Origin of the sequence: Acinetobacter sp. NIPH 2100, assembly GCF_000369805.1 — a bacterium.
GTDB lineage: Bacteria > Pseudomonadota > Gammaproteobacteria > Pseudomonadales > Moraxellaceae > Acinetobacter.
Window position 1 is genome coordinate 3,689,432 of record NZ_KB850224.1, and the last position, 25,643, is coordinate 3,715,074.

Here is a 25,643-nt window from a genome sequence, read left to right on the forward strand (position 1 = left end):
CAAAGCTCCCCCGATCAATAAAACACATTGAGTGGAGAAATTAACCAACATATCAACAATATATGGAAGACTATGGTACAGAAATAAATCTTACGAAACGGTTGTTTTTGTGTTTTATGTCTCAGTTTTTGCTGAGCAAGCCAACCAGCACACCATCCACCAAGTGAATCTACGATATGCAAGGTCTGTTCTGGAATACGTCGATTACCCAATTGTGCCGCCTCTTTATCCTGTGCATAGAGCCAATAACTCAACACATTCATCAAGCTGACAAATAATAAGGTATACGGTGGCAACACTTTGCTAAAGCTTGCAATCACCATAAAGACAATATAAATGACGATCGCAATCTGCATGGCTGACCAAGGTTTAGAAGCCGTCGTTTTCTCTACTTTAGCTTTATGTTCAAAGACTTGAGAGGCTTTTAAATAAACCACTTGCTGAGCGCGATAACGACCGCGCTCATCCAGAATCACCACATATTCCAGCGCACAACCCACCAATGGTCGTGGGCCTGTGCGAGCAAAGTCTTTAATGTGAATAAAGACACGATCTTTTTGGGTGTCATTGGGCTGGATAAATCCGTAGCCTTTATCATCGAACCATTCAACTAAACGACCTTGATCTCGCATGACTCTTTCCTAAGTTGTGATTCGTTGTAAACGGTCTTGCAACATCATGCGCATTTCCAGCGGATCTTTTTGCAAAATGTCATCGCCTGTACGGCCTTGCTCGGCATTTTTCTGTGCCACCTGTAAACGCATACTCCAGAAACGGCAAGCTGCCATGGCCAAGAAAATATTCAAACAAGCCAATTCATCTGCGGTCAGCGTACGAATACGTTGATACGCTGCGAGGAACGCATCTGCTTTCGCTTGATCTAAATACGCTTGTGGGTAGGCGGTACAAAAGTCATTGATACTAATCGCGATATCAAACAACCATTCATCTTGATTTAATTCGTAAAAATCAAGAATGCCTTGCAGTTGATCACCTTCAAACAGCGTATTGTCTCTAAATAAATCTGAATGAATAAAACCTGTAGGGCGATCTGGGTGCTGTTGCGTGATCTGTGCAAACTGCTGAAAAACCTGTGCCAGTAAAGCCTGATCTTCAGCATTCATTTGTGGTTTAAGCTGATCGGCAACCTCTGACCAATATTCATGGTTCCGATTAAAATCACGTTCTAAAGGAAAACCTTGCAAGGCCAAATGCAATTTTGCCTGTGCTTGGGCAATTGCCTGGATTTGTACAATCGTTGCATCTTCTGGATGCTCACCCATCAAGCGTGGCGCAATTTGTGCAGGTTTATCGGCAATACTATGAATTGCCTGACCACTATGCTTTAACGGTACTGCCACAGGCACATCTGCCTCACCTAAACAGTCCAGTACAGGCACCAGTTCACCTGCCCCTTCAGCATCTAACTCTTCAAAAACTGTTAAAACATATTGTTTCTGTGATTGATCCACCAAAAAATAATTGGTGTTTTGAATACCGCCTTGGATTGGAATCAGGTCAATCACCGCTAAACCATAGGGCTCAGCAAAGGCTTGAACTTCTTCTAAACTCAACGGGGTATAAACCGACATGGAAAACCTGCAAAAAATAGCTGTGAAGTTTGATAGAATACCTGTTCCCTCCATGAAGGTGTAGCACCCCTTTCTTTATTGGCGATTTTTTGGAAAATTTTATGCTCGCAAAACGTATTATCCCTTGCTTAGATGTTGATAATGGTCGAGTCGTCAAAGGCGTTCAATTCCTTGATATTCGTGACGCAGGTGACCCTGTCGAAGTTGCCCGTCGTTATAACGAACAAGGTGCCGATGAAATTACCTTTTTAGATATTACTGCTACCCATCATGGACGCGACACCACTTACCGTACCGTAGAACGCATGGCAGAAAGCGTTTTTGTACCCTTAACTGTGGGTGGTGGTGTCCGTAAAGTTGAAGATATCCGTTTACTGCTCAATGCAGGTGCAGATAAAGTCAGTATCAACTCAGCAGCAGTATTTACCCCTGAGTTTGTTCAGGAAGCCTCGCAACGCTTTGGCGCACAATGTATTGTCGTTGCGATTGATGCGAAAAAAACGGGCGAGAATAAGTGGGAAATTTTCACTCACGGCGGCCGTAAACCCACAGGGATTGATGCAATTGAGTGGGCGGTGAAAATGGCTGACTTCGGTGCAGGAGAACTGCTGATTACCAGTATGGATGCTGACGGAACCAAAGCAGGTTATGACATTGCCTTGATGCGCCAGATCAATGATCGTGTCAACATTCCAACCATCGCATCAGGTGGCGTCGGCAATTTACAACATTTAGCTGACGGAATCTTGAAAGGTGGCGCAGATGCTGTACTTGCCGCATCTATTTTCCACTTTGGTCAACATACTATTCCTGAAGCAAAACAATTCCTTGCTGCTCAAGGCATTGAAATGCGTCTCTAATCAATGCGCTAAATAAAAAACCTCTCGCTGGAGAGGTTTTTTATTAAACAATATCTTTTAACAGACAAAAAAATACCTTGCTGAGCAAGGTAGGAAACTGCGTTATACAACGCTAGAGGGTAAGCATAATACAGTCAATTTGAACAAATTCTGAGCATTTAAAATGCTTGAGCTAAATTAGCGAGAAAATGAGCAGAAATATTGACATTAAAAACCAATTTTATTGACAATTTACGACAAAATCCTATTTTTGCCGTCATGATTTGTCAATGAAAAAGAAGCTACCCTCTGTTATTCGCGTTTAAATTCAAGCCACCGATTCTTGTGCTTGTTTTTGCTGTTGCTCAAGCACAGCCGTCTCGACCAATTTTGGTTTTTGCTCTACCCATTTTGCAGGAAAGACCGACTCAATCGCTTGCGTCAACGCTTTAGACAAAGCCGCAGGTAAAGGAAGACCCAATGGATTGGTCTCTTTTAAATCGGCAGAAGACACCACTCGCGTACCCATCACATAATCAAACCATGGACGTGTCACACACCAGTTGGCATCTTGGTTAGAGTTCATATGATGATCATAATGCCAAGGAATGGTTCGTTTTGCCCAATCAGGTTCTAAATGTGCACGACGATGTACATAATAATAGTTACCTGCACTATAAAGCGCCGCCAAAGACATACCTTTTGAAATCGGATAAAAGGCAACACTGGCAACGCCTGCCACCACAGCCAATGACATGATTTCATTACGTGTCCGCCAGTGATCGACGCCTTCTACATAACAATCATCCGAAAAGGCTTGCTTACGCACTTCACGGTGATGTGCCCAATGTGACTCCATGCTTTTCGGCACAGGGCTATAACGTGGCTGCCCAGGACGATGTACCCCATGCAAAATGTATTTATGTGCAAACCACTCAAATGCATTTGCAACAGCCAGACCTGCGATAAAACCCTTAATCATGGTTTTCTCCAAATGTTTCCTTATTTTTATTAAAGATATAAATTTTTGTAGGCGAAGTATTGACGATGCGATATATTTATATTGACAAAACACGACAAAACACGAGGTGGACAGGATGTCACAACTCAAGAACTATACAGGCTCTGTTTTTGGGGGATTGGGGCATTTATTAAAGGCCTATTGCGAAGCAGAAAATATTGCAATTCCTGAACAATTACAACAAGTTCAAAACCTCGAACGGTTTGATTATGTGATTTGGCGTGACCTGTTGGAAGACCTCAATCGCCTGCATCCAAAAGCAGGTTTGGGCTTGCAGATTGCAGCCTACGTACAGCCCAAGCATCTCGGTATTATTGCCTATCTGGCCTTGTCTTGTGAAAATCTAGGCGAAGCTTTGGCACGTTATCATGACTTTCATCGTCTGATTTATGATGGCAGTCCGTTGGTGGTCGAGTTAAGTCATCCCTATGGTTCGATTCGCTGGGAAGCTCCTGAACCGCATCCGACTCAACTGACCGATGAAATTGCGATTGCGCTGATGGTGCAGTTTCTTAAACTGTTTATGTCGGGTGACAGCATTCATTTACATGAAGTACATTTTGTGAATCCTGCACCTAAAAACATCAGCATTTATGAGCAGTATTTCCATTGTAAAGTCCGTTTTGAACAGCCTAAAACTCAACTCCTGATCCCTGTCAGTGAAGCTTTTAAACCACTGAGAACTGGCGACCATACCTTACAGCAATTGCTGTTACAGCAAGCCCACGCCTTGCTGGATAAACTCCCCAATTCAACCCAATTGGATCAGCGCCTGCAACATGCCATCTTGACCGGACTACAAAAAAACCAATATCAAATCGATTTTATTGCAGAAAAACTAGGGCTTTCTGTGCGTCAACTACAACGCCATTTACAGCAACAAAACACCACGTTTCAGGAACGGGTGCAGCAAGTTCGCTTTATGCTGGCAACAGAATATTTGAAAGATCCACATCTCAGTTTGCAAGAAATTGCCTTGCTACTTTGTTATTCTGAACAAAGCGCTTTTCAGCGAGCTTTTAAGATCTGGACAGGTCAAACCCCGCAACAGTGGCGGAACAACAACATAACTTACAATTCTTAATAAAAATACTGAGGAACTAACGGTTTCACAACTGACCAGTTTTAATGCTCGTTTTATATAAGAGCCTATATACCTATGTGAATTAGTTCACAATTTTTTCACGCAGGTTAAACATATCCATAATAAATTTTTGGATGCTTGCTTTTTTATTTTTTTATAACTGATGTGGTGATAACAATGAACAAATATTTAGCAGAATTTCTGGGAACCTTTTGGCTCGTTTTTGGTGGTTGTGGTAGTGCTGTGCTTGCAGCGGCATATCCAGAACTTGGGATTGGTTTCTTAGGTGTTGCACTAGCGTTTGGTTTAACTGTTTTAACAGGTGCCTACGCTTTCGGTCATATTTCGGGTGGTCACTTTAACCCTGCTGTCAGTGTAGGTTTATGGGTTGGTGGACGTTTTGATTCTAAAGATTTAGTCCCTTATATCGTGTCTCAAGTGATTGGCGGTACTTTAGCGGCATTTGTGCTGTACATCATCGTACAAGGTCAAGCTGGTTTTGCGGGTACGGGTGGTTTCGCAACCAATGGTTATGGTGAACTTTCTCCAAACCATTTCTCTGTCGCATCTGCGTTCTTAATTGAAGTGGTGCTAACTGCATTCTTCTTGATCGTGATCATGGGTGCAACAGATCGTCGTGCACCTGCTGGTTTTGCTCCAATTGCAATTGGTTTAGCTTTAACGTTAATCCATTTGATCAGTATTCCAGTGACGAATACGTCGGTGAACCCTGCACGTAGTACTGCAGTCGCATTCTTTGCTGAAACAGCGGCAATCAGTCAACTCTGGTTATTCTGGGTTGCACCAATTATCGGTGCCATCATTGGTGCGGTGATTTACAAAGTGGTCGGCAGCGAGAAAAACTAAAACCTGCTTCCAATAAAAAAACAGCCTTCAAAGGCTGTTTTTTTTATTTATAGAAAAGGATTTTCGATATCCTGCTCAGGTTTTCGTTCAATCTGCTCAGGTAAATTCTCTTTCTCCAATGCAGCGACCACATCATTGATGAAGCTTTGCAATGCCTTTGCCGTTTTCAACCCCGCCTGATCTTTGGTAATCTGCAAATTGCCATATAAACTGACGCAATCGACCTGATTTTCCAACGTCAGATCATAAATTGCTGACGACTCATCACCCTGCTCAAACGGTTTAAACATCTTTTCCCTCTCATTGTTCTTGTCTGCCTCACAACATGAGCCAAGCAGCATAACTTTGCAAGATGTTCTACATTATCTCAACATTTGTAAGAAATACTGCAGCAATGCGTTGACCAGTTGATTGATCAAAGCCTGTTTGGTCTCTTCATCAATTTGTGGGAACTTGCTTTCTGCAGCCTCAGTTTGCTGTGAGGTAAATTCACGCTGCTGCACTTGAATCGCATCTGTTTGAGCATCTTCAGCACATTGACTCTGACCATCCCAATGCGAATAACTAATATCTTTATTCGACTTCACTTGCTGCGCAGACAGTGGCAATTGATAGACATTGCGCTTCTGTTGCTCCGTCAATTGTGGGAATAAATTAACGCCCAGTTTCTCTTCCAAATAGCAGACGCTGACCACTTTGACCTGCTGAGAATTATTATTCGGTGCATAATAGGCTCCAATAATCCCCTGCTTCGGTAAATACACCGCTTTATATACCGCAGTCGGGACAATCACCCCTTTGCCTATGGTTTTCAGCCTTTTGCCTTCAAATACTGGACCTGTCAGGACATAGGCATCTTTATGCTGTTTGGTCACAATAGAACGCACGGCTTCTTCTAATTTACGCCAAACTTCCTGATTATTTTTAGGTGCTTGCGGCACCATATTGGCTAAAGAAAAGCTGTCATACTGTGCCGCAGTATTATTCATGTCGCCATTCGGTGCCATATGCCCACGGTCATAGCCCGAACCACGATAATCAGATAACAACGCACGATGTACAAGTTTGACCCGTGTTTCCTCATGGAAATTATCTTCACGTTTAATTTTGATGCTTAAACGCTCTGGTGTTAGGTATTCTGCTGTCCATAACGGGGTTTTAGATACACCTGAATACATCACATTAAAGTCATTAAAACACAAGGCATAACTGTCTTTTTTTAGGCTATCTTTGCTCAACAATGGTGGAACATCACGATAAAACTGTTTTAAACAGCCAGCATTACTCGATTGAAATGGCATCAACTTCGAAATTTTTTCACTGCCAAATGCGATCGCAAAACTTCCCGTCGCGACCAAAGCCAACAGCATTTTTCCAATATTTTGGCTCAAAAAAGCAAATGGTGTTTTACTCTTTCGAGTTGGTCTCTTTGCCATAACTACATCAAAATCAATACGAACGCGCAGCTTAACAACTCAAAAGCCCACTGTATATTGAGTTTCAGCCTAGAGCGACACTTTATGTCGCAAATCTGTACACTTGATCTACAGACAATAAAAAAAGGCACCCGAAAGTGCCTTTTATCTGTTTTTATTTAAATTTCAATCTGACTGCCCAGCTCCACCACACGGTTGGTTGGAATCTGATAAAAGTCACTGACAGGACTGGTATTGCGCTGCATCGAGATGAATAACTTTTCACGCCACGGTGACATGCCATCACCCACGGTATGCACGATACGATCACGTGAAATGAAGAAGCTCATTTGCATCATATCGAATTCGAAGTCTAGCTGTTCATAGGCCTGTTTCAACGCCTCTGGAATATTTGGCTGATCTTTAAAACCATAGTAAATAAAGATGCGATAAAAATGCTCATCCAGTTTTTCAACTTTTAGACGATCTTCATTGGCCACATACGGAATATCTTGGGTATAGACCGTGACCATAACGTTGCGTTCATGTAATACCTTATTATGCTTAATATTATGCAACATTGCATGCGGCACAATATTCGGTGTTCCTGTTAAGAAAATCGCTTCGCCAGGTACAAAATGGGTTTCTTTGCTCATACCAATACTTTTGATGAACAATTCAATTGGCAAGGCATTGGTTTCCATACGGGTATAGACGATTTCACGACCACGTTTCCAAGTCATTAAAATGGTATACACCACCACACCAATTAAGATCGGCACCCAACCGCCCGACAAGATTTTTAATGAAGTTGAACCAACAAAAATTAAATCAATAATCAGGAATGGCACTGCAAATAATGCTACTTTCCACAACGGCCAACGCCATACACCATAGGCCAAAGTCGAGATCAGAATCGTACCGCAGAGCATGGTCATGGTCACAGCGACGCCATAAGCACTCGCCAATTCCGCACTGCTTTCAAACAGTAAAATCAGAATCACCACCGAGATAAACAGCACCCAGTTAATAAAGGGCAAATAAATCTGACCTTGTTCTACATCAGAGGTATGGTGCACGGTTAAACGCGGCAAATAACGTAATTGAATGGCTTGGTTTGCCATCGAAAATACGCCTGTGATGACTGCTTGAGATGCGATTACTGCTGCGGCTGTTGCCAAGCCAATCATCGGGAATAAAGCCCAATCTGGCACCAATAAATAGAACGGGTTTTCAATGGCTTTGGCATCACGTAACAGTAATGCCCCTTGACCTGCATAGTTTAAAAGCAAGCAAGGTAGTACCACCAAGAACCACGCCAGTTTAATTGGCATACGCCCAAAATGCCCCATATCTGCATAAAGTGCTTCACCACCAGTCATGGTCAGAATCACCGCGCCCATGGTGATAAAGGCAACTGTCGGTTGATCAAAGACAAAATGGAATGCCCAATACGGATTGACCATCATCAATACATAAGGCGTTTGGATAATGCTCCACAGTCCAATCAGACCAATCGATGCAAACCAAAGTAAGGTAATCGGGCCAAAGAATTTCCCCATGGTGGCGGTACCATGTCGTTGCACCATGAACAATGCGGTGAGAATACCCAAAGCAATCGGAACCAACCAACGATCTAAAGTAGGTGTCACCAGACTCAAACCTTCAATCGCAGATAGGACTGAAATCGCAGGTGTGATGATCCCGTCTCCAAAGAACAGCGATGCGCCTATAAATCCCAATGCAATCAGGAAGATTTTATTTTTATTGCTAAAAACGGAGGAACGCAGATTCAGTGCAAGCAGTGACATGATCCCACCTTCACCATTGTTGTCTGCGCGCATGATCATCGACACATACTTAAAACTAATGGTCAGGTTCATACACCAAAAAATCAGTGAAAGAATGCCTAGAATCGAACCTTCACTGATATCAACATGTCCTGTGACAAAGCATTGCCGTATTGCATAGAGCGGACTGGTTCCAATGTCTCCAAATACCACCCCTAGTGCTGCCAGCGTCATTGCGGGCAAAGCGGCTTTTTTTGCAGTACTTTGCATATTATGTTGTCTTCAAAATAGAACGTTATATGGCGCAATATTATCACTAGCCAAAAAGTTTTTCTGCAAATCTGTTCGACTACAACTTGGCAGCGTGCATTTTTTTGGTTACTATCGCACACCTTGGTGAGGTGTCCGAGTGGCTGAAGGAGCACGCCTGGAAAGTGTGTATACGTTTGCGCGTATCGAGGGTTCGAATCCCTCTCTCACCGCCAAGTTTACTTTCTATGATATCTCATAGATTCCTAAAAGCTTAAATCTAAAGGATTTAGGCTTTTTTTATTGCCTTATGTTTTCCAATTAACCCTATTGAATCCTGAATTACTTGGGGGTATAACTGGGGGTATAATAAATTACCCCTATTTTTATACCCCCAAATTTCTACTGGATGAACGGCAATGCTTACAGATGCTCAGGTCAGAAAGATTAAACCTGCTGAAAAGAAAACCAAATATTCTGATGAAAAAGGCATGTATCTGGAAGTCACGCCATCAGGTGGCATGCACTGGCGTATGAAATTTCGCTTCAATGGCAAAGAAAATATTTTCAGTATTGGTACATATCCTGACACCACACTTGCCCAAGCGAGAAGAGTCCGTGATGAAGCTCGCTTAAAGTTAAAAGATGGTATTAACCCAAACGAAGCGAAGAAACAAAAAAAATTGCAAGTCGATGAAAGTACACTTTTCAGAGCACTTGCTATGGAATGGATGCAAGACCGTAAAACAGTGATTAAAGAAGCGACCTATTTACGTGATTTGTCGGTATTTGAAAAAGACCTCTTCCCTGCCCTTGGTAATATGCCAATTGATCAAATTAAGGGGAGAGATGTATTAGCTTGCGCCAAAAAAATTGAAGAGCGCGGTGCATTGGAAATGGCAAAACGCTCAATCCCTTTAGCTGGGCGTATTTTCCGCTTCGCGATTCGTAAAGGCATTATTGAGAATGATCCTACGCCACACTTAGGTGAGGCGCTTAAACCACGCAAAGTAAAGAATATGGCTCGTTTAGATATTTCCGAATTTCCTGCCTTTATTGAACGTATGGATCGCTACCACGGCAATCTCATCATTCGATCAGCATTGCAATTGATGACGCTTACTTTTGTCAGAACAGCAGAACTTAGAATGATGGAGTGGAATGAGATTGATTATGAGAATCGTTTATGGAGGATTCCAGCGCACAAAATGAAAATGGCTATGCCACATATAGTTCCTCTGTCAAAACAGGCTTTAGAGATATTAGAAAGAATTCAACCAATTACAGGCATAAAACAATACGTTTTCTACAACTACAGTACAGCCAAGCCAATCAGCAGTAATGCCCTTTTATGTGCAATTCGAACAATGGGCTATAACGGTAAAATGACAGGTCATGGCTTCCGAGGACTTGCATCTACAACCTTGCATGAGCATGGCTATATGCATGACGCTATTGAAATTCAACTTGCACATAGGGTTGGGAATGCTGTTTCACAGGCTTATAACCATGCTCAACACCTAGACTACCGTATTAAGATGATGCAAGAGTGGTCTGATTTTATTGACAGCCTAAGAATCAATTCTATTCCTTTGCTAAAAGGGAATTATATAGATTCAAATAATAATAAATAATTTTGGTACCCAATAACTTTACTACTCGTCATATGACACATAAATTGTCATAAACAACTAATTGCAAAAAGCCACAACTTGCGGCCTTTTTATTATCCAAAGTAAAGTATGAAAATCTAAAAATACTAACTATCGTTAATCAAAGAAAAACTCAGAAGGCGGGAATTTTTCATGACATCCTGTTGCATTAGCCTATCAGAGTTAACTAAAAATATTTTCCCATTTAGACAAAAAATAAAAAAAGTTCTAATATTTAAAAAACTTTATACATCAATAAGCTATATTTAGTAATTATTCATTAAATAAATATCGTTTAAGCAACTTTCTATCCAACTATTTTACGAGGAAAATATGGAAATTGGTGAGGCTCGAGTCAAATCAGTTATTCTACATAAGGTCGGTAATCGACTTCGAGAAGAGCCACTAGTATTGGCCGAAGAATGTATATCCATTACTGAAGATATTGCGAATATTTTATTGTACGGATATCTTCGTGGAATAGTACGTAGCAATAATCTATTTACACTTTTTCATGAGACAGATGCTACCCTAAATGAGCTGTCTCATCACATTTCCAACTTTGAATCTGAAAAAATTGATTTTATTGAGCTATCAAAAAGATTGGCTACCCACCTTTACAGCTCGACACACCATCCCAACATTGCTTCTGGTGATCTATTTATTATCTTATTCGACAAAATAAAAATTAAAGACAAATATAGATCAGCAATTGGTATTTATAAAGTTGAATCACAACAACAATACCTATCTGCACACTCTGAAAATGGGACTCAAAAACTTGAAGTTCTTCAAGGGATAAACCCTGAGCTTATTGATAAAGGCGCACTGATAATTGAAGGTTCAAATCAAGTTTACGCTGTAGATAGACTTAGCAATCGGACAAAATATTGGATTGAAGATTTCCTTCAAGCAAAACAGATACCGAATGAACGAGTTAAATCAGCAATTGCTTTAGGCCTAATCACAACGGTTAACAATAGGATTGAGAGTCCTATTGAACGCCAGTCTTTTGGGCAAGAAATCTCTGCTCTATGTACTGGACAAGAATCAATCTCAGGGATTGATATTAAAAATATATCGGAGAAATATGTTCCTAAAGAAACTTGGGATTCAGAATTTAAACGACTAAATGATTTAAAAGGAGAGATCGAACTTCAAGAGCTGACTATACCAGCCAAAAAGTTTGAAAATAAGCTCCAAAAAGTTCTAAGTAAAATCAATTTAGGTAAAGATATTTCACTTATGTTACCCAATGATTTTTCTTTTAAAGGCATGACTTGGGATGAAGATAAAAAACAAGTACATATAAGTATTGTATTGGAGAAATCAAATGGGTGAGCTATCAAAAACATCAGGTGAAAATGGTGAAAAATTAACTGCAGAGCTCCTAAAACTGATGGGCTGGAAGAATTTTATGCAAGGAATTAATGTTCCTTGCAACAAACCATTACATGAAAAAGAAACTCATGGAAATGATTTCTTTTATATCTATAACAACCCCCTTCACGATCAGAAAACTGATATCGTTTATATATCTACAAAAAATTCAAGTAAAGGATATCCTCCAGGTGCACAAGGCACCCGAACCAAACTAAAAAAACATTTATTAGAATTAGAAAGTATTATTGACTGTTCTAAAGTTAGCCCTGAAATCAATAGTGCGATTAACTCATTTAATTGTCGAAAGCAAAAACGACATTTTGGTATGCTTTTTTGGTGGCATGGAAATAAAAAAGAAATAGATAGGGATATAAAACAATACCTTAGTGCAATGCAAATTGATTCGGGAGCAAAGTATCCAATCTATCTAATTGATATGGCTAGAGCGACATTTATTAAAGACGCTATCACACACTTTAGATCTTCTACACATGGAACTTATAATTTTTATTATCCCAAACTTGGAAGTATTGTTGTCTCTACTGATGAACGGTACGGTTCAACCCTACCAATAGAACTAATTGCTTCTGACATCATACCTATAAGGTTCATACTTGGTGATCAACCTGCTCTATGTTTATACGCGAAACAAGACTTCTCTGAAGAAGTATTAAAAAAACTTTGTAGCCTAGCTCTAGATTTTGCCGATGCATGGGTTAAAAACATATTCATTGGGTTAGAAAATTATCATCCCGCTGATGATAAAAATAAAAAGGATGAAGTTTTAATGAGCTTTGATAAAAGGGAAGCAGACATCAAAGTATTTTGCTACAAGGAATCTGTTCTGGACTTATTGGAAGTGTAATATGCAATCGTATGCTAAACAGTTTGACTTCGATAAAGCTATACTCTGGGGAGATCATCTTCGAATTCTCCTAAATAGTGATCTAATTAGTCCAGGAGAGATAACTGAAACTCTTAAAGAAAAAGGTATCTTTATTGGTAGTTCAGAAAAAGCTGATACAGTTCCTCTATTAAGCGCCTGTCTACTCACACCAGATGAGTTTTCTAAATTAATTGAAAAATCTTTCGTTAGAGAATCTGGTCAAAAGTACTCATCAAGTTCATTCCAGTTATCCTCTAGCTCAATGGACTGGAAAACTCCATTAATTGATGACTTTTCATCCGTCATCGATGGCATTCAACTTGATGATGGTCGTGAATTCGCATCTAGCCCTACCCTTACGGTAGAACCTAATGGTGAACTCAAAATTACTTATACTGTTCGAGTTCTTGATTTTAGTAAAGATTGGATTCAGCAAGAACTTGTTTACCCAGCTGAAATTCGACTAAAAGAATCAAGTAGTGGATTTAAAATCGAAGTTGATCGATATAGAACCTCTAAAGATACCGATCATTTAAATGAAAAAATTACTAAAGCCATTGGTAAATTTTATAAATCCCAAAATATTACAGTGGACGAAAAACCTTTCTCTATTAAATTTGAAGACTTTGATAATATTGATCGTATTCGCTTTTTTCTTCAACTCACCTCGGCTTCTGATGCAGAATTTACCTATAAAGAAGTCGGTGACTTTGAAATTATTCGAGATCAAGAAGCAGGAGCTTTGCCAAAAGATCCCCAAATTGAATGGATGGAAGGTCGAGTTAGTAAAATTAACGTAAATGGAAAAGATCTAGGAAAAGTCTTTCTACTACACGAACCTAAATATTACCCTTTTTATTTTCTCATAAAAATGACTGTAATCTACACTTTTAAATTTGGAACTAATACTGGGGATTGTGGAATAGAGTTTTTATTTTCAGGTAAATCAACTAAAGATAATGACTACTCTGGAACGAGCTTCAATTTCAGCATAGAAAAGTTATCTAGGCTTGAAAAAAATAGTCAACATGAAGTTCGAAAAAAGATCATTAGCAAGGTTCAGGAGATAAGAGATAAAGCTTTTAACTTTGTTTCAACTAAGAAATAGCTTATAAAAACGCTTTTTAGAAAATAACAACTTATGTGACACAAAACTCTGAAAATTACACTAATTGTGTCACTAAAGTTGTCATTGATAAAAAACGCCATGAATTTACACTGCACTTCCCCCACCCTCGTTATAGCATTTATATGTATCGAACAATCTTAAGTGGTGAAGTAATGACAGAGAAGCTTTTTAAAGAAATTATTTGGATCGAAAATACCCTATTCGCACAGGCTTAAAATAATTCTAAAATGATTTCCGTACCATTAGTATAGACGATCAACTAAATCTTCCATCGCATGAAAAACCGAGTGAGGAATTCATAAAAGGGAAAAAAGATTTTAACTAGTTTGATGGTAAGCCTAATTTATCAAAAAATGCTTTATTTCTTTCTTTTGCAGCCCTAACAAGTTGATTAAAACTAATCACCTCTATATATGATTTATAATTAGGGTTATAACCAAAGAATCCCATTCCATCTGCTGTCATTGTTAAACTAAAATTTTTACATCGCTTGATCATAGATGGTGTCAGGTCACATACAACATAACAGTAAGCTGGAATATGATCATTTCTAGGTATGAGGAATCCGTCTTTAGTTTTCACTTGACCTTCACGAATGCGCTCAACATAGCCCAAAGCTTGTTCAATTGGATCTTTGTCCTCCCCTTCTTTCATATCATTCCGCATTGGTCTTTTCATTTCTACAACTGTTATAGATGCTAAAGGAAAATTTATTTGATCATTTACAAGGATAGGATTATCAAATACTTTTAGGCTCAATAAATCTGGCTCTTTACCAGAGGCACTCTCTGAAATAGGCATAGCATTTATTGTTTTGTCTGATGCTAAATAGTTATGAAAAGCTAAACGTTCATCTATTAACCATAGATTGCATGAGTCAAGAAATACCTCACTTGAATCTTTCTGCATAGGCATGATCAACTCATGGATCATTTCCTCACGTGCATATTTTCCATCATCAAGTAGTCCAATAGTTTTCTGGAGCAAATCAATAATTACTCTACGATGAGTAACATAATTTGCTAAATCTGATTGTTTTAGATCTTCAGCTTTTTTTAAATAATTACTAACTCGCTTTTTATATTCTTCCACATGATCCTCTTTGCGAGGTTGCATTATATCATGGCCCTCTTCAACTAATTGTCGTTCCACCTCATACCACTGTGCATGTAGATGTAATTCTAATTCCTTGTCAGATTTATCAGGGTCAACTATTAATAATTCATCATTCACATATCCAACAATTGGACGGTAACGAGGTGCATGGTTACTTATAAAGTCTTCTACTCTTTTTCTACCCGCTGCAATGTTTTTAGAAAGCACGTCGTTCAAGTATTGTTTTGCCCTTTTCAATACTTCTTCCCTAATACTTCTAAGTGTAATATCTTCGAATAAATCACTTACATCTTCAGCAATATCAAATGAAGTTCGCTCACTACGCACACGGTCATTTAAATATTCTGATGAAACATAACAAGTATAGATAAAATCGCCTGTTTCATCTGAAATTTTGGCATAAAGGCCTGGAATTTTTCCTTGAATTGAATATTCTTCTACCAAACGATTTGCCGCACAAAGAGCAATTTGATGCTTCTTGTTTACTGATGAACGAAATTTAATATGTGTTAAATCAAAAGAATGGTTAAAAATATGAATAGTTTCATGAAATGCACTTGAGTGCATATGTTTTTGCAGAAGATCATCTAAATCAAAACTATCAGATCCGTCATTTACAATAATCTTTGGAGCACCACCTTGGCGTACAAAATACCAAAGAACGTGTTCTAAAAGTTGATTAGCAATCGAGAGGCCTTTTGTTGATAATTTTTCTCTATAACTTTTTTCAAAGTCAATCAGCCTGATAGTGGTTCCTGATTCTTTTTCGTCACTATTAACTAACTGTTCCTTATGGACAGCCATTGTATCATTAAAATTAAAAGTCCTTTTATTTAGGCAACCTTCAACACTTGCAAAATGACTTTCAATTTCAACTCTATCAAAAACTTTCAACCACATTAGTCGCCCTACACCACGACAGCCTTTTTCAATTTTATGTTCAGAATCAAGTATTTTAAATGATTTAAAATTCTCATCGTTAAATCCACAACCATTATCAATAATTGTAAAACCAACGATTGGAGGCAACTCTTTAGATTCCAAATCCAGAGTAGATTGCTTATCCCTATCAATCTGAAGAATAATTTTCCCAGTATCCCTTTCTCCTTTTTCTTCAATAGATTGTATAGAATTAACAACTGCTTCAAAGACAGGCATTAAACCATGGGTTTTAGGTAGAGCTGTATTTCGAAGGCGCCCTTTCAAGTTTGTTTGTAAGCTCACAACTTCCTCCTAACCCCAAAACCCAAAATAATCCATCTACTTAACATATAGAATTTATGCTTAAGAGAAAACCTCTTAAGCATCTCAATTTATCCATTCACTTTAAATCGCAAATAGTCATCTAACCTTTTACTTTCGACTACTTCATTGTGTGGAATCAATAAATAATGCCAAGGTTTAGTCGACACTTTTGAGGCATTCTTACACCACTCATTTCCAGCTTGAGCCTTTATAATTACCTCTTCCGAAGTCATTTCATTTTCTGCTTTTGTTTCAGCGAGCAAATAATACTTTTCCGTCTCAACTACAAAGTCTGGAATATATTCAGGCTGTGCTCCTTGAAAATTATAATAAATTTGGAATTGTCCTTTAGCTGGCTTAAACCATTTATTACTATCTCTTTCCAAAATAATTGCAAAACGTCTTTCTGTATCTGAATCAAACTTTTGAAAGACCATAAGACATTTTGAGAAACCCGTAAAAAGCAATTTTTTAATCGGTATTCCTTTAACGGGCGTTACTCGTATGGATTGAGGAGGAATTTCCTTTATTGCTGTAAAACTTGGCTGTTTCAGCTCAACAAAACTGCGGTTAATTACAACATTATAATTTGATGCATTTTCCCAATGATGATCCTGCATTTGACCATGGATATTATTGGCGATCGTTTGATAATTCTGTTCGACAACTTGTATTACCTCTTCATCAGTTAAGTAGGTTTTAAAATAATCTACCATTTGATTCGATAAGTCATACAACAAGTCTGCCTGAGTAAAATAGTCGATATCATCGAAATCGATCAACGCATAAACGATGCGATCTTGAGGACTCTTTTCATTTAAAGCTTCATCAGCCTTAATACTGAAAATCTGATTATTACTTAAGTTTTGACCAATCAATTCACGATCTTGTGGCTGCAAATGCAACCCTTGAACCTCAAGATTAAATGAATTAAATCCTGTAGTTACATCATCAGAAGGTGTTACTGAAATACGAGGAATATCAATAGTATTCTGGATATGCACTTCAGTAACCTGCTGAACAATTTTAAGCACTTCTTCTTCGGATGGAATATTTTTACTGCTCTGCTCTTCACCAAAATCTAATTCCTGCACTATGTTCGAGACATTTGCTTGTATCGCTTTGAGTACATTTGCCGTCATTTGTGCTTGAACTTCGTGACGAGTTAAATCTTCACTATGTTTTACTGTTTCAGTATTTTTTGCTTGTGCTTGAATCTCTTTCTTCACTTGCTGAATTGCCTGAATTACATTCGGATCAGTTAAATCCAAATCAACTTTCAGCTTTGTCTTATTGGTCTTTTGATCATTCAGCTCAACCTGATCTTGAATAGTGACTGTTTCTTGAGTATCAGTTTGCAGACTGTGCCCCGTACCTAACAGCAGATCTAAACGAGATGTACTTGTTACACTGATGACCTCTTGCTCTTCATTTTCAGGTTCAAGAATATAGGTTTTTAATTTTAGGATAGAATCTTCTCGATTCGCTTCATCTACAATATCTTGGAATCGGTCATGCGCTACAATACTCAGGCGATCTACTTCTTCTATACCTGTACGCTTTCCATAAGGCAGACGCAACCCACGCCCAATTGACTGCTCTACAAGAGTACGTGCATTTGCAGCACGTAATGGGATGATCGTATAAAGGTTTGTGACGTCCCAACCTTCTTTCAACATATTTACATGAATGACAATTTCTGTCGGTTCATTTGAATCTTCAACTGACAATAATCGTTGGGTAGTCTCTTCTTCTTTCGTACTACTATCAACCTGAATCACTTTATCTTTATATTGACCTTTAAAGAACTCATCCGACTCAATTCTTTCTTTTAACTGTGCCGCATGTGTCGTATCACGTGCAATAATGAGAACAAATGGTTTAACTTTTGGCTGACCTGTATTTTGGGCATAGTTAATTAAATGTACTTTAGTCATTTCATGTAAGCGAATACCATCTTTAAGCTTAATTTCTTCTAATTGTTCAGTACTGAATCCTTTGGGATTAAAGTCTCGCTGGGTCACCACAGCAGGCTCTTTCACAAAGCCATCTTCCATTGCTCTTGCTAATGGATAATCCATCACCACATTTTTAAATGCAACTGGACCTTTAGCCGTTTCCACAAATGGTGTTGCTGTTACTTCCAATCCCATCAATGGATTAAGCTCATTAATCGCTTTAATCCCTGCGCTTGCACGGTAACGATGCGACTCATCCATTAAAAGCACTAAGTCATCTAACCCAGCTAAATGATTAAAATAGCTTTCCCCTAATACTTCACGCATACGTTTAATACGAGGTTCTTTACCGCCACGAACTTCGCTATTAATTTTTGAAATATTAAATACATTTATACGTATTTGACCTAATAAACTAGCTGTTGCAGTATCACGACTATCGTAATTATCACCTGTAATAATCATAGGTGACTGAAAGTTGAACTGTGCCAAATTTGCAAAAACATACTTAGGCGTATTTGGAGTAAAATCTGTGATCAATTTTTCGTAAATCGTTAAGTTTGGTGCTAAAACAAAAAAATTATTAATCCCATAAGCCAAATGCAAATACGCAATAAAAGCACCCATCAGGCGTGTTTTCCCCACGCCTGTCGCCAAGCTAAAACAGATACTCGGAAAGTCTCTTTCGAAATCAGCCAATGTTGGGAATACTGTTTGTAACTTTGCTAATATTTGCTCATTAACTTCAGTATCTCGTCCTCGCTTTGTTAGTAATTCTTTGGCATTTTGAATTGCTACATCTAGTTTCTCTAAGCTTTCTGCTTGTGGTGCACGCAAAGACAAACGTGCTTTTAAATCTTTAACAACTTGGGCAATAGAGTTACGCTGTGAATGTTGAATTGATGCTGTCATGTTTGATCCCCAAATAAGTCACCCATTGCCTGACTCTGTTTTTTCGTATTTTTAATTTTTTTCGCTATTGTCTTTTCTTCAGTATCAGGTTCTGAAATCGGTAGATTTTGAACATTCAAACTATAATCGTCATGCCCCCACTCACATGCCTTAATAATACTGTTTGGAATTTTCTTTAAAGTCAGATTGATAAAACGATCAATATTTTTAGAGCGCCAAGCACTCGCAATAATAAGCAAAGTACGACCTTCACCAACTTCCTCAGATATTGCCTGTAACTGCGGATCTGTCAAAGTCTGTGTCGTAACATAAATAAAGTCTGTTTCACTGCCTCTACCATGATTCCAGTACTCAGTTTCTGATGGTGTATAGGTATAGCCTTCTAACTTACACATGGCTTCAACCAACATTTCCTGATTATATTCAGGATTGATAACCCAATTATCCCATTGGTCTTTTTTCATAAGACTTGGGGCAAGTTTGTAATAGCGGAAACCACCACCACCTTTCCAGTTAAGGGCTTTTGTAATTCCTCCTGTGTCCTTCCCATTTATAACTTTCTGTAACCGAGGAATGATATGAGTATGGCAATGCTCACCTAGCTCGACCATAATCCAACGGCGTCCCATCTTATGGGCAACAGCACCTGTTGTTCCAGAACCCCCGAAAGAATCCAAAACTAAATCATTCGGTTCAGTGGATAATTCAAGTACTTTTTGAATTAGAGCTTCTGGTTTTTTCCCATTAGGAAACACAACCCCACCTTCTTTTGTTAAATTATTTAGTGGAAAACCATCCCAATAAGTACCAGCCTTTTCTAGCTTTACCAGCTTATTCCCTTTTTTTACTGCAACATCTCTTAACCATGCAATTAAGTCACAGTTATTTCCCTTATAATACAAAGTAGTCTTTCTTCCCTTACTTTTCCCTGATTTAGGCACATATTCAATACTAACAAAATCATGTTCGCCATTGATTGCATCCATCACTCTAGTACGTATAGAACTCTGAGCATTCGTATCACGAAAAATTTTATCAAAGTATTTTACATAGCATTCTTGTTCTGTAATCTTCTCTTTTTTAATAATTTGAGAAATAGGTTCTATTTCAACATTTTCATGGATAAAGATATCAATAGGCTCACCAGAACCATCAAGAATTGTTTTTAAAAACTTCCTCTCACCAAAGTCTTTTATTACTCGAGTATACTTCCAGCTTTTGCCTTCATCACGCATTTGCCCAATAACTTCAAACAAATCCTCTTCATCATAGACATCATTAAATTTTTTAAATCCTAAATCACTGTCTTTATCCTTAGTATAAATAAGAATATATTCGACATTTTTCTTTAATCTTTTGTCTTCCCCTCCTCCCGAAGCCCCAGAGGTTTGCTTCATTTTTACAGAGACTTGATTTAGAAAATTACTACGCCCAAATACCTCATCTAACAATACTTTACAGTAAGCCAGCTCATCATCATTTAATTGACAGAAAAAAACTCCATCAACTGTCAAAAGATTTTTTAAAATTTCAAAGCGCTCTTTCATTAGAGAAAGCCAAATTGAATGCTCCAGTCCATCATCATAATGATCAAATGCTTGTCCAGTATTGTATGGCGGGTCAATATAGATACACTTAACTTTGCCGGCATACTCACGTTCTAATGCTTTAAGTGCAAGTAGGTTATCGCCAAAAATTAGCTTATTATCAAAAATATCGTTTTCTGAAACTTTGTTCGTTGCATGGTAAGAAAGTGAAAAATCTTCAAGCAAAATGCGTGGCTCTAGGCGTGGTCGTTTGTCTTTACCAATCCAAGTCAGTTCAAGTTTTGTTTTGGTCATGGTGTCCCCGTTCCTAAAGTCAATTGTGGAGCATTGTCTGTTAGGTAGTTTACCAAATTTGCCTTTGGATAGCTTTCATTTGAATTAGACGTAGTCACCATACCTAAAACATTAGTGTCCGCTGTTTTACCAAAATGCTCAATCATTACATCTATTAAAACATTTATAACAGATGAGGAATTTTTAAAGAATTTATGAGGTGAATCACCTGCTAATCTTGAACTTGTTTTATTAAAGGTTAATAGCCTTAAGGCATCTAATTCAGCACTAACACTTACGGGGAGATTAGTCATTGAAGCTAAAACTGGTTTATCCAATTCTTTCTTGAAGCGTTTTGAAAAAATATAAAATGCTACATAATTCGCATGCTTATATATTAGCTTTTCCTGCCCACTTGCAGATTGAATATATCCATTCCAAATATGATTAAAATGTCTATATAACAAAACAGTATTCAGTAATTTTAGACCTGTTAAAGTGTTAGAAAATACTTGCTGATAATCTTGTGAATTTAAATCAAGCATCAATGTTGCATTGTTTTTAAGTTTGATTGGATATGTGGAGTTTTTGTCTAACATTGCCAAAGAGCGCATCGCTTCATCCACTGTAATAGCTTGTGCAGTATAAGATAATTCCGTAGGCCGGTAGAAGTACTCATGTCCCCAGTACTTAATTTCTCGTCTCAATCTTTCTTGCTGATTATCTAATGCTACAAAATCTGTTAAATCTACTGGATTTTGATTATTACGATTTTGAGTAATTTTTTTACCAATATCATGCGCTGAATCTGCTTGAATTACCGTAACTAAAACTTTTGCATCATCTGAAATCTGATCTCCATTTTCTTTATAAAAATCATATGCTGTTGCAATAGTTTGAGCACCATTAACAACTGATATATTTAGGATTTTATATTTTCTATTATTCCCACCTAAAGAACCGGCACTTTCAAAATGAGAACACAAAGCTGTTATTCCATTGTTATATAAGAAAAAATTATTCGCTTCTTGATTCAAAGTATTTTTAATTGCTCTATTAGGACCAGTATTACCACCAATGAAATAACGAATGTTTTTTTGGTATAAAGCAAATGAATGTCGCTCATGTAGTTGAACTAGATCTTTTAGCTTAACTTGTCCATATAAAGTTTTCCTTGGAGTCTGAATATTGATGACATTATAAAAGTTAATTTTTTCAGAAACTGTTGGATAGCTATGTTGTTTATCCAAACACTCTTTCACATTCGAAGAATCAAAATATATAATTTCTGACTGTAACCGATCCTCATTCTGGGATTCAGTTACAATAAAACGTTCTAAGCAATCTTTAGCATGCGTCGAAACTTGATTCCCTGTATAACAAACAACTAATTTTATTGTTTCAGCATCGTTAAGTGCACTTTGAATCTCAGACAAACGATTCGTAACATTTTGATTAAATGAATTAAATTCAAAATTTAACAATTGTCTTAAGCCATCAACATAAGCTTGTGCTTCTGTTTGTTTAAATTCTTCAGTCGCTTTTAATTTACTTTGAACCAAATACAAAACCTTTGAGGTTGATTCAAAATAAATCGCATCAATGCCATTATCGTTAAAATCATCGATAACTGCTCTGGCACTTTCCACAACAGAAGCATTACATAGTGCTCGCAAAGTAAAAGCACTAAATGCTCTTGCTATATTTTTTTCATTTTGTTCCTCAATCGGTCTACTTTGATCTAGCAAAGGGGGTAAGTGATGAAGATAATGAGTGCTCAATTCTTTCTTTAAAATAGCTAATAAATCTGCTCTCAAAGCTGGCATTTAAATAATTTCCCATTCAATTTCAAATAACTTCTTCACTTGAACTTGCTGTTCAAGCTGCCCCTCTAATTGACCAATCAACTCATTACGCTGGATATCAATTTCATCTTGTCGATCAAATAAATCACGACGCAATTTAGTCCGCTTCGTTTCTAATTCACGCTGTGTCTTTTGCCAATTCAACTTATCTTGTAATGAAGCTGCAATCGTTGCTGACTTTCTTGCTTCTTTAATCGCTTTATCAATTTCCTTAATCTCAACCTCAAGACCATTTTTCAAATCATCTGCCCAACCATCGAGCTTAATAATTTCCTGATCAAACAATCCAAGGTTTCGGACATTGACTTCCTCAAGAATCCTGTTCTTACAATTTTCTTGCTCTAAACATATCTTCTCAGGCAATACAATTTGAGCCATATCAGCTTGAGATTTCATCGGTAATTTTAAAAGTTTCTCAGGATCATCATCCGCCAAAAGTTCACCTGAATTAGTCATCGCACTCAAAACAAGATGTTGCTCAAGACGACCAAGACTAGAAACTTCTAATAACTCAGCAATTAAAAAACCTGAATTACCGATGAACGGCTTTAAACTGGATACCTGTAAGCCATATGCATCATAATCAAATACCAATTTTGCAGGCTTTAGCATTTGTGCCTTAAATCGATCTAATAAAGATTGAACAAAAGGATGATTTAAACGTATGACATGTTCATGTGTATTTGTTTTGGCTAAATCATAACGACCAATATTGAATGAAGTTCCATCAATCGTAATTGCATCATTCAATTGGAAACCATTTTCATCAAATACAACATTTGCCTCATGACAGGTAAATTCATCATTGAGCAATGCCAATAAATATTGCTCATAGGTCTGCCTAATCTGAATAGCATCAGACTTAATACGATAAAGAACATTCTCATCAAAATGATTCATCAGCAAATTACGAGTATTCAGCATTGCTTCATTAATTTCAGCTGAAAGCTCATTCTGTAAATTTTCAAAGCTTTGTGCAATTTCTTTCGGATCACGACATTCTTGATATATTTCTGCAATTCTTTTTTCAAAGTCCACACCTGAACCAATTGTGCCTAAAATTTCATCACTTGCACCAAAAACTCCATCAAAGAGTTGAAACTTTTCAGACAATAAATCATAGACACGAGAATCAGCTTCATTACTACGATCAACAAAATTTACAACCACTACATCATGCTTTTGCCCATAACGATGACAACGTCCAATACGTTGCTCAATACGCTGTGGATTCCATGGCAAATCATAGTTAATGATCAAAGAACAAAACTGTAAGTTAATCCCTTCAGCACCAGCTTCTGTGGCAATCATGACAGAACCTTTTTCTCTGAAGTAATCTACTAATGCAGCACGTGTATCTGCTGACTTCGCACCTGTGACACGATCTGTTCCTTTATATCGTTCAATCCATTCCTTATAGATTTTCTTCGCTTTATCATCATTATTGGTGCCATTAAATAAAACTAAGCCATCAAAATAAGATGTACCTCTCAGCAATTCAGTGAGATATTCTTGAGTCCGTTTCGACTCAGTGAAAATAATTGCTTTTCTTTCTGCACCTAACTCTTGCAAAGCCTCAAATGCAGTTTCTAATGCTGTAAGTAAAGCTTGCCCTTTAGACTGCTGTTTAATATTTACGGCTAAAGATTGAAACTCTTTAAGCTCAGCAATTTCCAGCTCAATGGCTTGCTTTTCCTGAGCAGATAAAATTTCATCTTCCTCAAGAAGCTCTTCATAGTCATCTCCAGATTCGGTCAAAGCTTCATAGTCATCATCCAATTCATCCAAAATATTAGAATCTTGATCAAGCAATTTCTTTTCTAGACGAGTAATCATTGTGGCTAAAGCACCAGCAATCGCTTGAGTTGATGAAGCGAGTAACTTCCACAACACAAGAGAAATCAACTGTCTTTGCCCAACAGGTAATGCTTGTAAATTAGGGCGACGTAAATAGTCAGCAACTAATTCTCTTAATTGTTGTTCTTCTTTTGATGGCGTAAAGTCCTGAACAATTGCACGTCGTGCTGTATACGAAACAAAAGGCTGTACCTGTTGTCTTAAAGTTCGTTTGCATACCGTTGCTAATCTTGCTCGAAGTTGAGGAAGTGTTAGGTCTTTATCCCCTGTAATAAATTGACTTTTAAAACTTTCTAAGTCTCCAAAGACTCGTTCATCCAAAATACTCACCAAACCATAAAGCTCTAATAAAGAGTTTTGTAATGGGGTTGCAGTTAATAATACTTTGTTGTGAACATGCTCTAAAGATTGCTTGATCACATTTGCAGTTATATTTTGTTTTTTATAAACATTTCTCAGGCGATGTGCTTCATCTATTACAACCAAATCCCAAGTAATATTCTTTATGTCATTTGCTTTGGATTTTGCAAACTGATAAGAACAGATAATAATGTCATCTTGAATAAAAGGTTTTGTGCTACCTTCTTTTTTAAGTTGATTGTAAATCTTCGCTTCAAAAATAACAGCCTTCAAGCCAAACTTGTCATAAAGCTCCTGATACCATTGTTTTCTAAGATTAGCAGGTGTAATGACCAAAATACGTTTTTTTCGCTCTGCCCAAGTCTGAGCAATTACCAAACCAGCTTCAATGGTTTTACCTAGACCCACTTCATCTGCAAGCAATACACCTTGCGCTAAAGGATTTTTAAAGGCGAATAAAGCTGCATCCACTTGATGTGGATTCAGATCAACTTGTGAATCAATCAATGTTGAGGCAAGTGAATCAATAGAATTATCAGCAGACTTCTTTGTTAAAATCCAAGATAAATATAGTTTTTGTTGATCAGAAAGCTTGGATAACAT

General features: G+C 37.7%; 18 protein-coding genes and 1 tRNA gene. 8 read left to right on the forward strand and 11 right to left on the reverse strand.

The annotated features are described in order from the left end of the window. Positions 1–14: 14 nt before the first annotated feature. Both F887_RS01065 and F887_RS01060 read right to left on the reverse strand, forming a co-directional pair. Complete coding sequence (locus tag F887_RS01065) at positions 15–632, reverse strand: DUF1294 domain-containing protein (protein ID WP_005297451.1); 618 nt, start codon at positions 630–632, stop codon at positions 15–17. Between the two features lie 9 nt (positions 633–641). After that, a complete protein-coding gene (locus tag F887_RS01060) occupies positions 642–1,592 on the reverse strand; it encodes a homoserine kinase (RefSeq protein WP_005297452.1) in 951 nt (316 codons plus the stop codon). Positions 1,593–1,693: 101 nt separating this feature from the next. On the opposite strand from F887_RS01060, the gene hisF reads away from it, so the two are divergent. Further along, the gene (hisF, locus tag F887_RS01055) at positions 1,694–2,452 is read left to right on the forward strand and encodes an imidazole glycerol phosphate synthase subunit HisF (protein WP_004776152.1); all 759 of its coding nucleotides are present in this window, start codon (positions 1,694–1,696) and stop codon (positions 2,450–2,452) included. A 307-nt stretch (positions 2,453–2,759) separates the two neighbouring features. Here the strand turns inward: hisF and F887_RS01050 are convergent, their stop codons facing one another. Next, on the reverse strand, positions 2,760–3,413 hold the full coding sequence (locus F887_RS01050) for a sterol desaturase family protein (RefSeq protein WP_005297454.1): 654 nt from the start codon (positions 3,411–3,413) through the stop codon (positions 2,760–2,762). A gap of 115 nt (positions 3,414–3,528) precedes the next feature. Between F887_RS01050 and F887_RS01045 the strand changes: the two genes are divergently transcribed. After that, the gene (locus tag F887_RS01045) at positions 3,529–4,536 is read left to right on the forward strand and encodes an AraC family transcriptional regulator (protein WP_005297456.1); all 1,008 of its coding nucleotides are present in this window, start codon (positions 3,529–3,531) and stop codon (positions 4,534–4,536) included. Between the two features lie 177 nt (positions 4,537–4,713). Beyond that, the gene (gene aqpZ / locus F887_RS01040; protein ID WP_005297457.1) at positions 4,714–5,403 is read left to right on the forward strand and encodes an aquaporin Z; all 690 of its coding nucleotides are present in this window, start codon (positions 4,714–4,716) and stop codon (positions 5,401–5,403) included. A gap of 47 nt (positions 5,404–5,450) precedes the next feature. On the opposite strand, the gene F887_RS01035 is transcribed toward aqpZ, so the two are convergent. The 3 genes from F887_RS01035 to F887_RS01025 all read right to left on the reverse strand — a co-directional run bounded on the left by F887_RS01035 (position 5,451) and on the right by F887_RS01025 (position 8,878). Further along, positions 5,451–5,693: a hypothetical protein gene (locus tag F887_RS01035; RefSeq protein ID WP_005297458.1), complete on the reverse strand. Its 243-nt coding sequence runs from the start codon at positions 5,691–5,693 to the stop codon at positions 5,451–5,453. Positions 5,694–5,765: 72 nt separating this feature from the next. Next, positions 5,766–6,839 (reverse strand): DNA/RNA non-specific endonuclease, encoded by a 1,074-nt coding sequence (locus tag F887_RS01030; RefSeq protein ID WP_032863019.1) that lies wholly within the window; start codon positions 6,837–6,839, stop codon positions 5,766–5,768. 158 nt (positions 6,840–6,997) lie between these two features. Continuing rightward, complete coding sequence (locus F887_RS01025; RefSeq protein WP_005297460.1) at positions 6,998–8,878, reverse strand: potassium transporter Kup; 1,881 nt, start codon at positions 8,876–8,878, stop codon at positions 6,998–7,000. Between the two features lie 125 nt (positions 8,879–9,003). On the opposite strand from F887_RS01025, the gene F887_RS01020 reads away from it, so the two are divergent. The 5 genes from F887_RS01020 (at position 9,004) to F887_RS01000 (ending at position 13,886) form a co-directional block, all read left to right on the forward strand. Then, a tRNA-Ser gene (locus F887_RS01020) sits at positions 9,004–9,093 on the forward strand. A gap of 183 nt (positions 9,094–9,276) precedes the next feature. Further along, positions 9,277–10,491 carry a tyrosine-type recombinase/integrase gene (locus F887_RS01015; protein ID WP_005297461.1) on the forward strand — a complete coding sequence of 405 codons (1,215 nt, stop codon included), beginning with the start codon at positions 9,277–9,279 and terminating at the stop codon, positions 10,489–10,491. Positions 10,492–10,842: 351 nt separating this feature from the next. After that, complete coding sequence (locus F887_RS01010) at positions 10,843–11,850, forward strand: nucleoid-associated protein (protein ID WP_005297462.1); 1,008 nt, start codon at positions 10,843–10,845, stop codon at positions 11,848–11,850. Further along, positions 11,843–12,757, forward strand: a complete 915-nt coding sequence (locus F887_RS01005; RefSeq protein ID WP_005297464.1) for a GapS4a family protein — start codon at positions 11,843–11,845, stop codon at positions 12,755–12,757. Before F887_RS01010 ends, F887_RS01005 begins: the two co-directional genes overlap by 8 nt. Before the next feature lies 1 nt (position 12,758). Further along, complete coding sequence (locus tag F887_RS01000) at positions 12,759–13,886, forward strand: GapS4b family protein (RefSeq protein WP_005297465.1); 1,128 nt, start codon at positions 12,759–12,761, stop codon at positions 13,884–13,886. A gap of 342 nt (positions 13,887–14,228) precedes the next feature. Here the strand turns inward: F887_RS01000 and F887_RS00995 are convergent, their stop codons facing one another. The 5 genes from F887_RS00995 to F887_RS00975 all read right to left on the reverse strand — a co-directional run bounded on the left by F887_RS00995 (position 14,229) and on the right by F887_RS00975 (position 25,643). Next, positions 14,229–16,247, reverse strand: a complete 2,019-nt coding sequence (locus F887_RS00995) for a hypothetical protein (protein ID WP_005297467.1) — start codon at positions 16,245–16,247, stop codon at positions 14,229–14,231. An 89-nt stretch (positions 16,248–16,336) separates the two neighbouring features. Beyond that, a complete protein-coding gene (locus F887_RS00990) occupies positions 16,337–19,138 on the reverse strand; it encodes a DEAD/DEAH box helicase (RefSeq protein WP_005297468.1) in 2,802 nt (933 codons plus the stop codon). Further along, a complete protein-coding gene (locus F887_RS00985; RefSeq protein WP_005297470.1) occupies positions 19,135–20,979 on the reverse strand; it encodes a site-specific DNA-methyltransferase in 1,845 nt (614 codons plus the stop codon). The genes F887_RS00990 and F887_RS00985 overlap by 4 nt, the downstream gene beginning before the upstream one ends. Further along, entirely contained in the window at positions 20,976–22,784 is a 1,809-nt protein-coding gene (locus F887_RS00980) for an AIPR family protein (RefSeq protein WP_005297472.1), read from the reverse strand. The genes F887_RS00985 and F887_RS00980 overlap by 4 nt, the downstream gene beginning before the upstream one ends. Continuing rightward, positions 22,785–25,643 (reverse strand): SNF2-related protein, encoded by a 2,859-nt coding sequence (locus tag F887_RS00975; protein ID WP_005297474.1) that lies wholly within the window; start codon positions 25,641–25,643, stop codon positions 22,785–22,787.

What these genes read in the sequence shown, in the direction of transcription:
- F887_RS01010 (WP_005297462.1), top strand. Translation starts at nt 10,843, where the DNA reads ATGGAAATTGGTGAGGCTCGAGTCAAATCAGTTATTCTACATAAGGTC.
- hisF (WP_004776152.1), top strand. Translation starts at nt 1,694, where the DNA reads ATGCTCGCAAAACGTATTATCCCTTGCTTAGATGTTGATAATGGTCGA.
- F887_RS01050 (WP_005297454.1), bottom strand. Translation starts at nt 3,413, where the DNA reads ATGATTAAGGGTTTTATCGCAGGTCTGGCTGTTGCAAATGCATTTGAG.
- F887_RS00975 (WP_005297474.1), bottom strand. Translation starts at nt 25,643, where the DNA reads ATGTTATCCAAGCTTTCTGATCAACAAAAACTATATTTATCTTGGATT.
- F887_RS01005 (WP_005297464.1), top strand. Translation starts at nt 11,843, where the DNA reads ATGGGTGAGCTATCAAAAACATCAGGTGAAAATGGTGAAAAATTAACT.
- F887_RS01000 (WP_005297465.1), top strand. Translation starts at nt 12,759, where the DNA reads ATGCAATCGTATGCTAAACAGTTTGACTTCGATAAAGCTATACTCTGG.
- F887_RS01015 (WP_005297461.1), top strand. Translation starts at nt 9,277, where the DNA reads ATGCTTACAGATGCTCAGGTCAGAAAGATTAAACCTGCTGAAAAGAAA.
- F887_RS01060 (WP_005297452.1), bottom strand. Translation starts at nt 1,592, where the DNA reads ATGTCGGTTTATACCCCGTTGAGTTTAGAAGAAGTTCAAGCCTTTGCT.
- F887_RS01035 (WP_005297458.1), bottom strand. Translation starts at nt 5,693, where the DNA reads ATGTTTAAACCGTTTGAGCAGGGTGATGAGTCGTCAGCAATTTATGAT.
- F887_RS00985 (WP_005297470.1), bottom strand. Translation starts at nt 20,979, where the DNA reads ATGACCAAAACAAAACTTGAACTGACTTGGATTGGTAAAGACAAACGA.
- aqpZ (WP_005297457.1), top strand. Translation starts at nt 4,714, where the DNA reads ATGAACAAATATTTAGCAGAATTTCTGGGAACCTTTTGGCTCGTTTTT.
- F887_RS01045 (WP_005297456.1), top strand. Translation starts at nt 3,529, where the DNA reads ATGTCACAACTCAAGAACTATACAGGCTCTGTTTTTGGGGGATTGGGG.
- F887_RS01025 (WP_005297460.1), bottom strand. Translation starts at nt 8,878, where the DNA reads ATGCAAAGTACTGCAAAAAAAGCCGCTTTGCCCGCAATGACGCTGGCA.
- F887_RS01030 (WP_032863019.1), bottom strand. Translation starts at nt 6,839, where the DNA reads ATGGCAAAGAGACCAACTCGAAAGAGTAAAACACCATTTGCTTTTTTG.
- F887_RS00980 (WP_005297472.1), bottom strand. Translation starts at nt 22,784, where the DNA reads ATGCCAGCTTTGAGAGCAGATTTATTAGCTATTTTAAAGAAAGAATTG.
- F887_RS01065 (WP_005297451.1), bottom strand. Translation starts at nt 632, where the DNA reads ATGCGAGATCAAGGTCGTTTAGTTGAATGGTTCGATGATAAAGGCTAC.
- F887_RS00990 (WP_005297468.1), bottom strand. Translation starts at nt 19,138, where the DNA reads ATGACAGCATCAATTCAACATTCACAGCGTAACTCTATTGCCCAAGTT.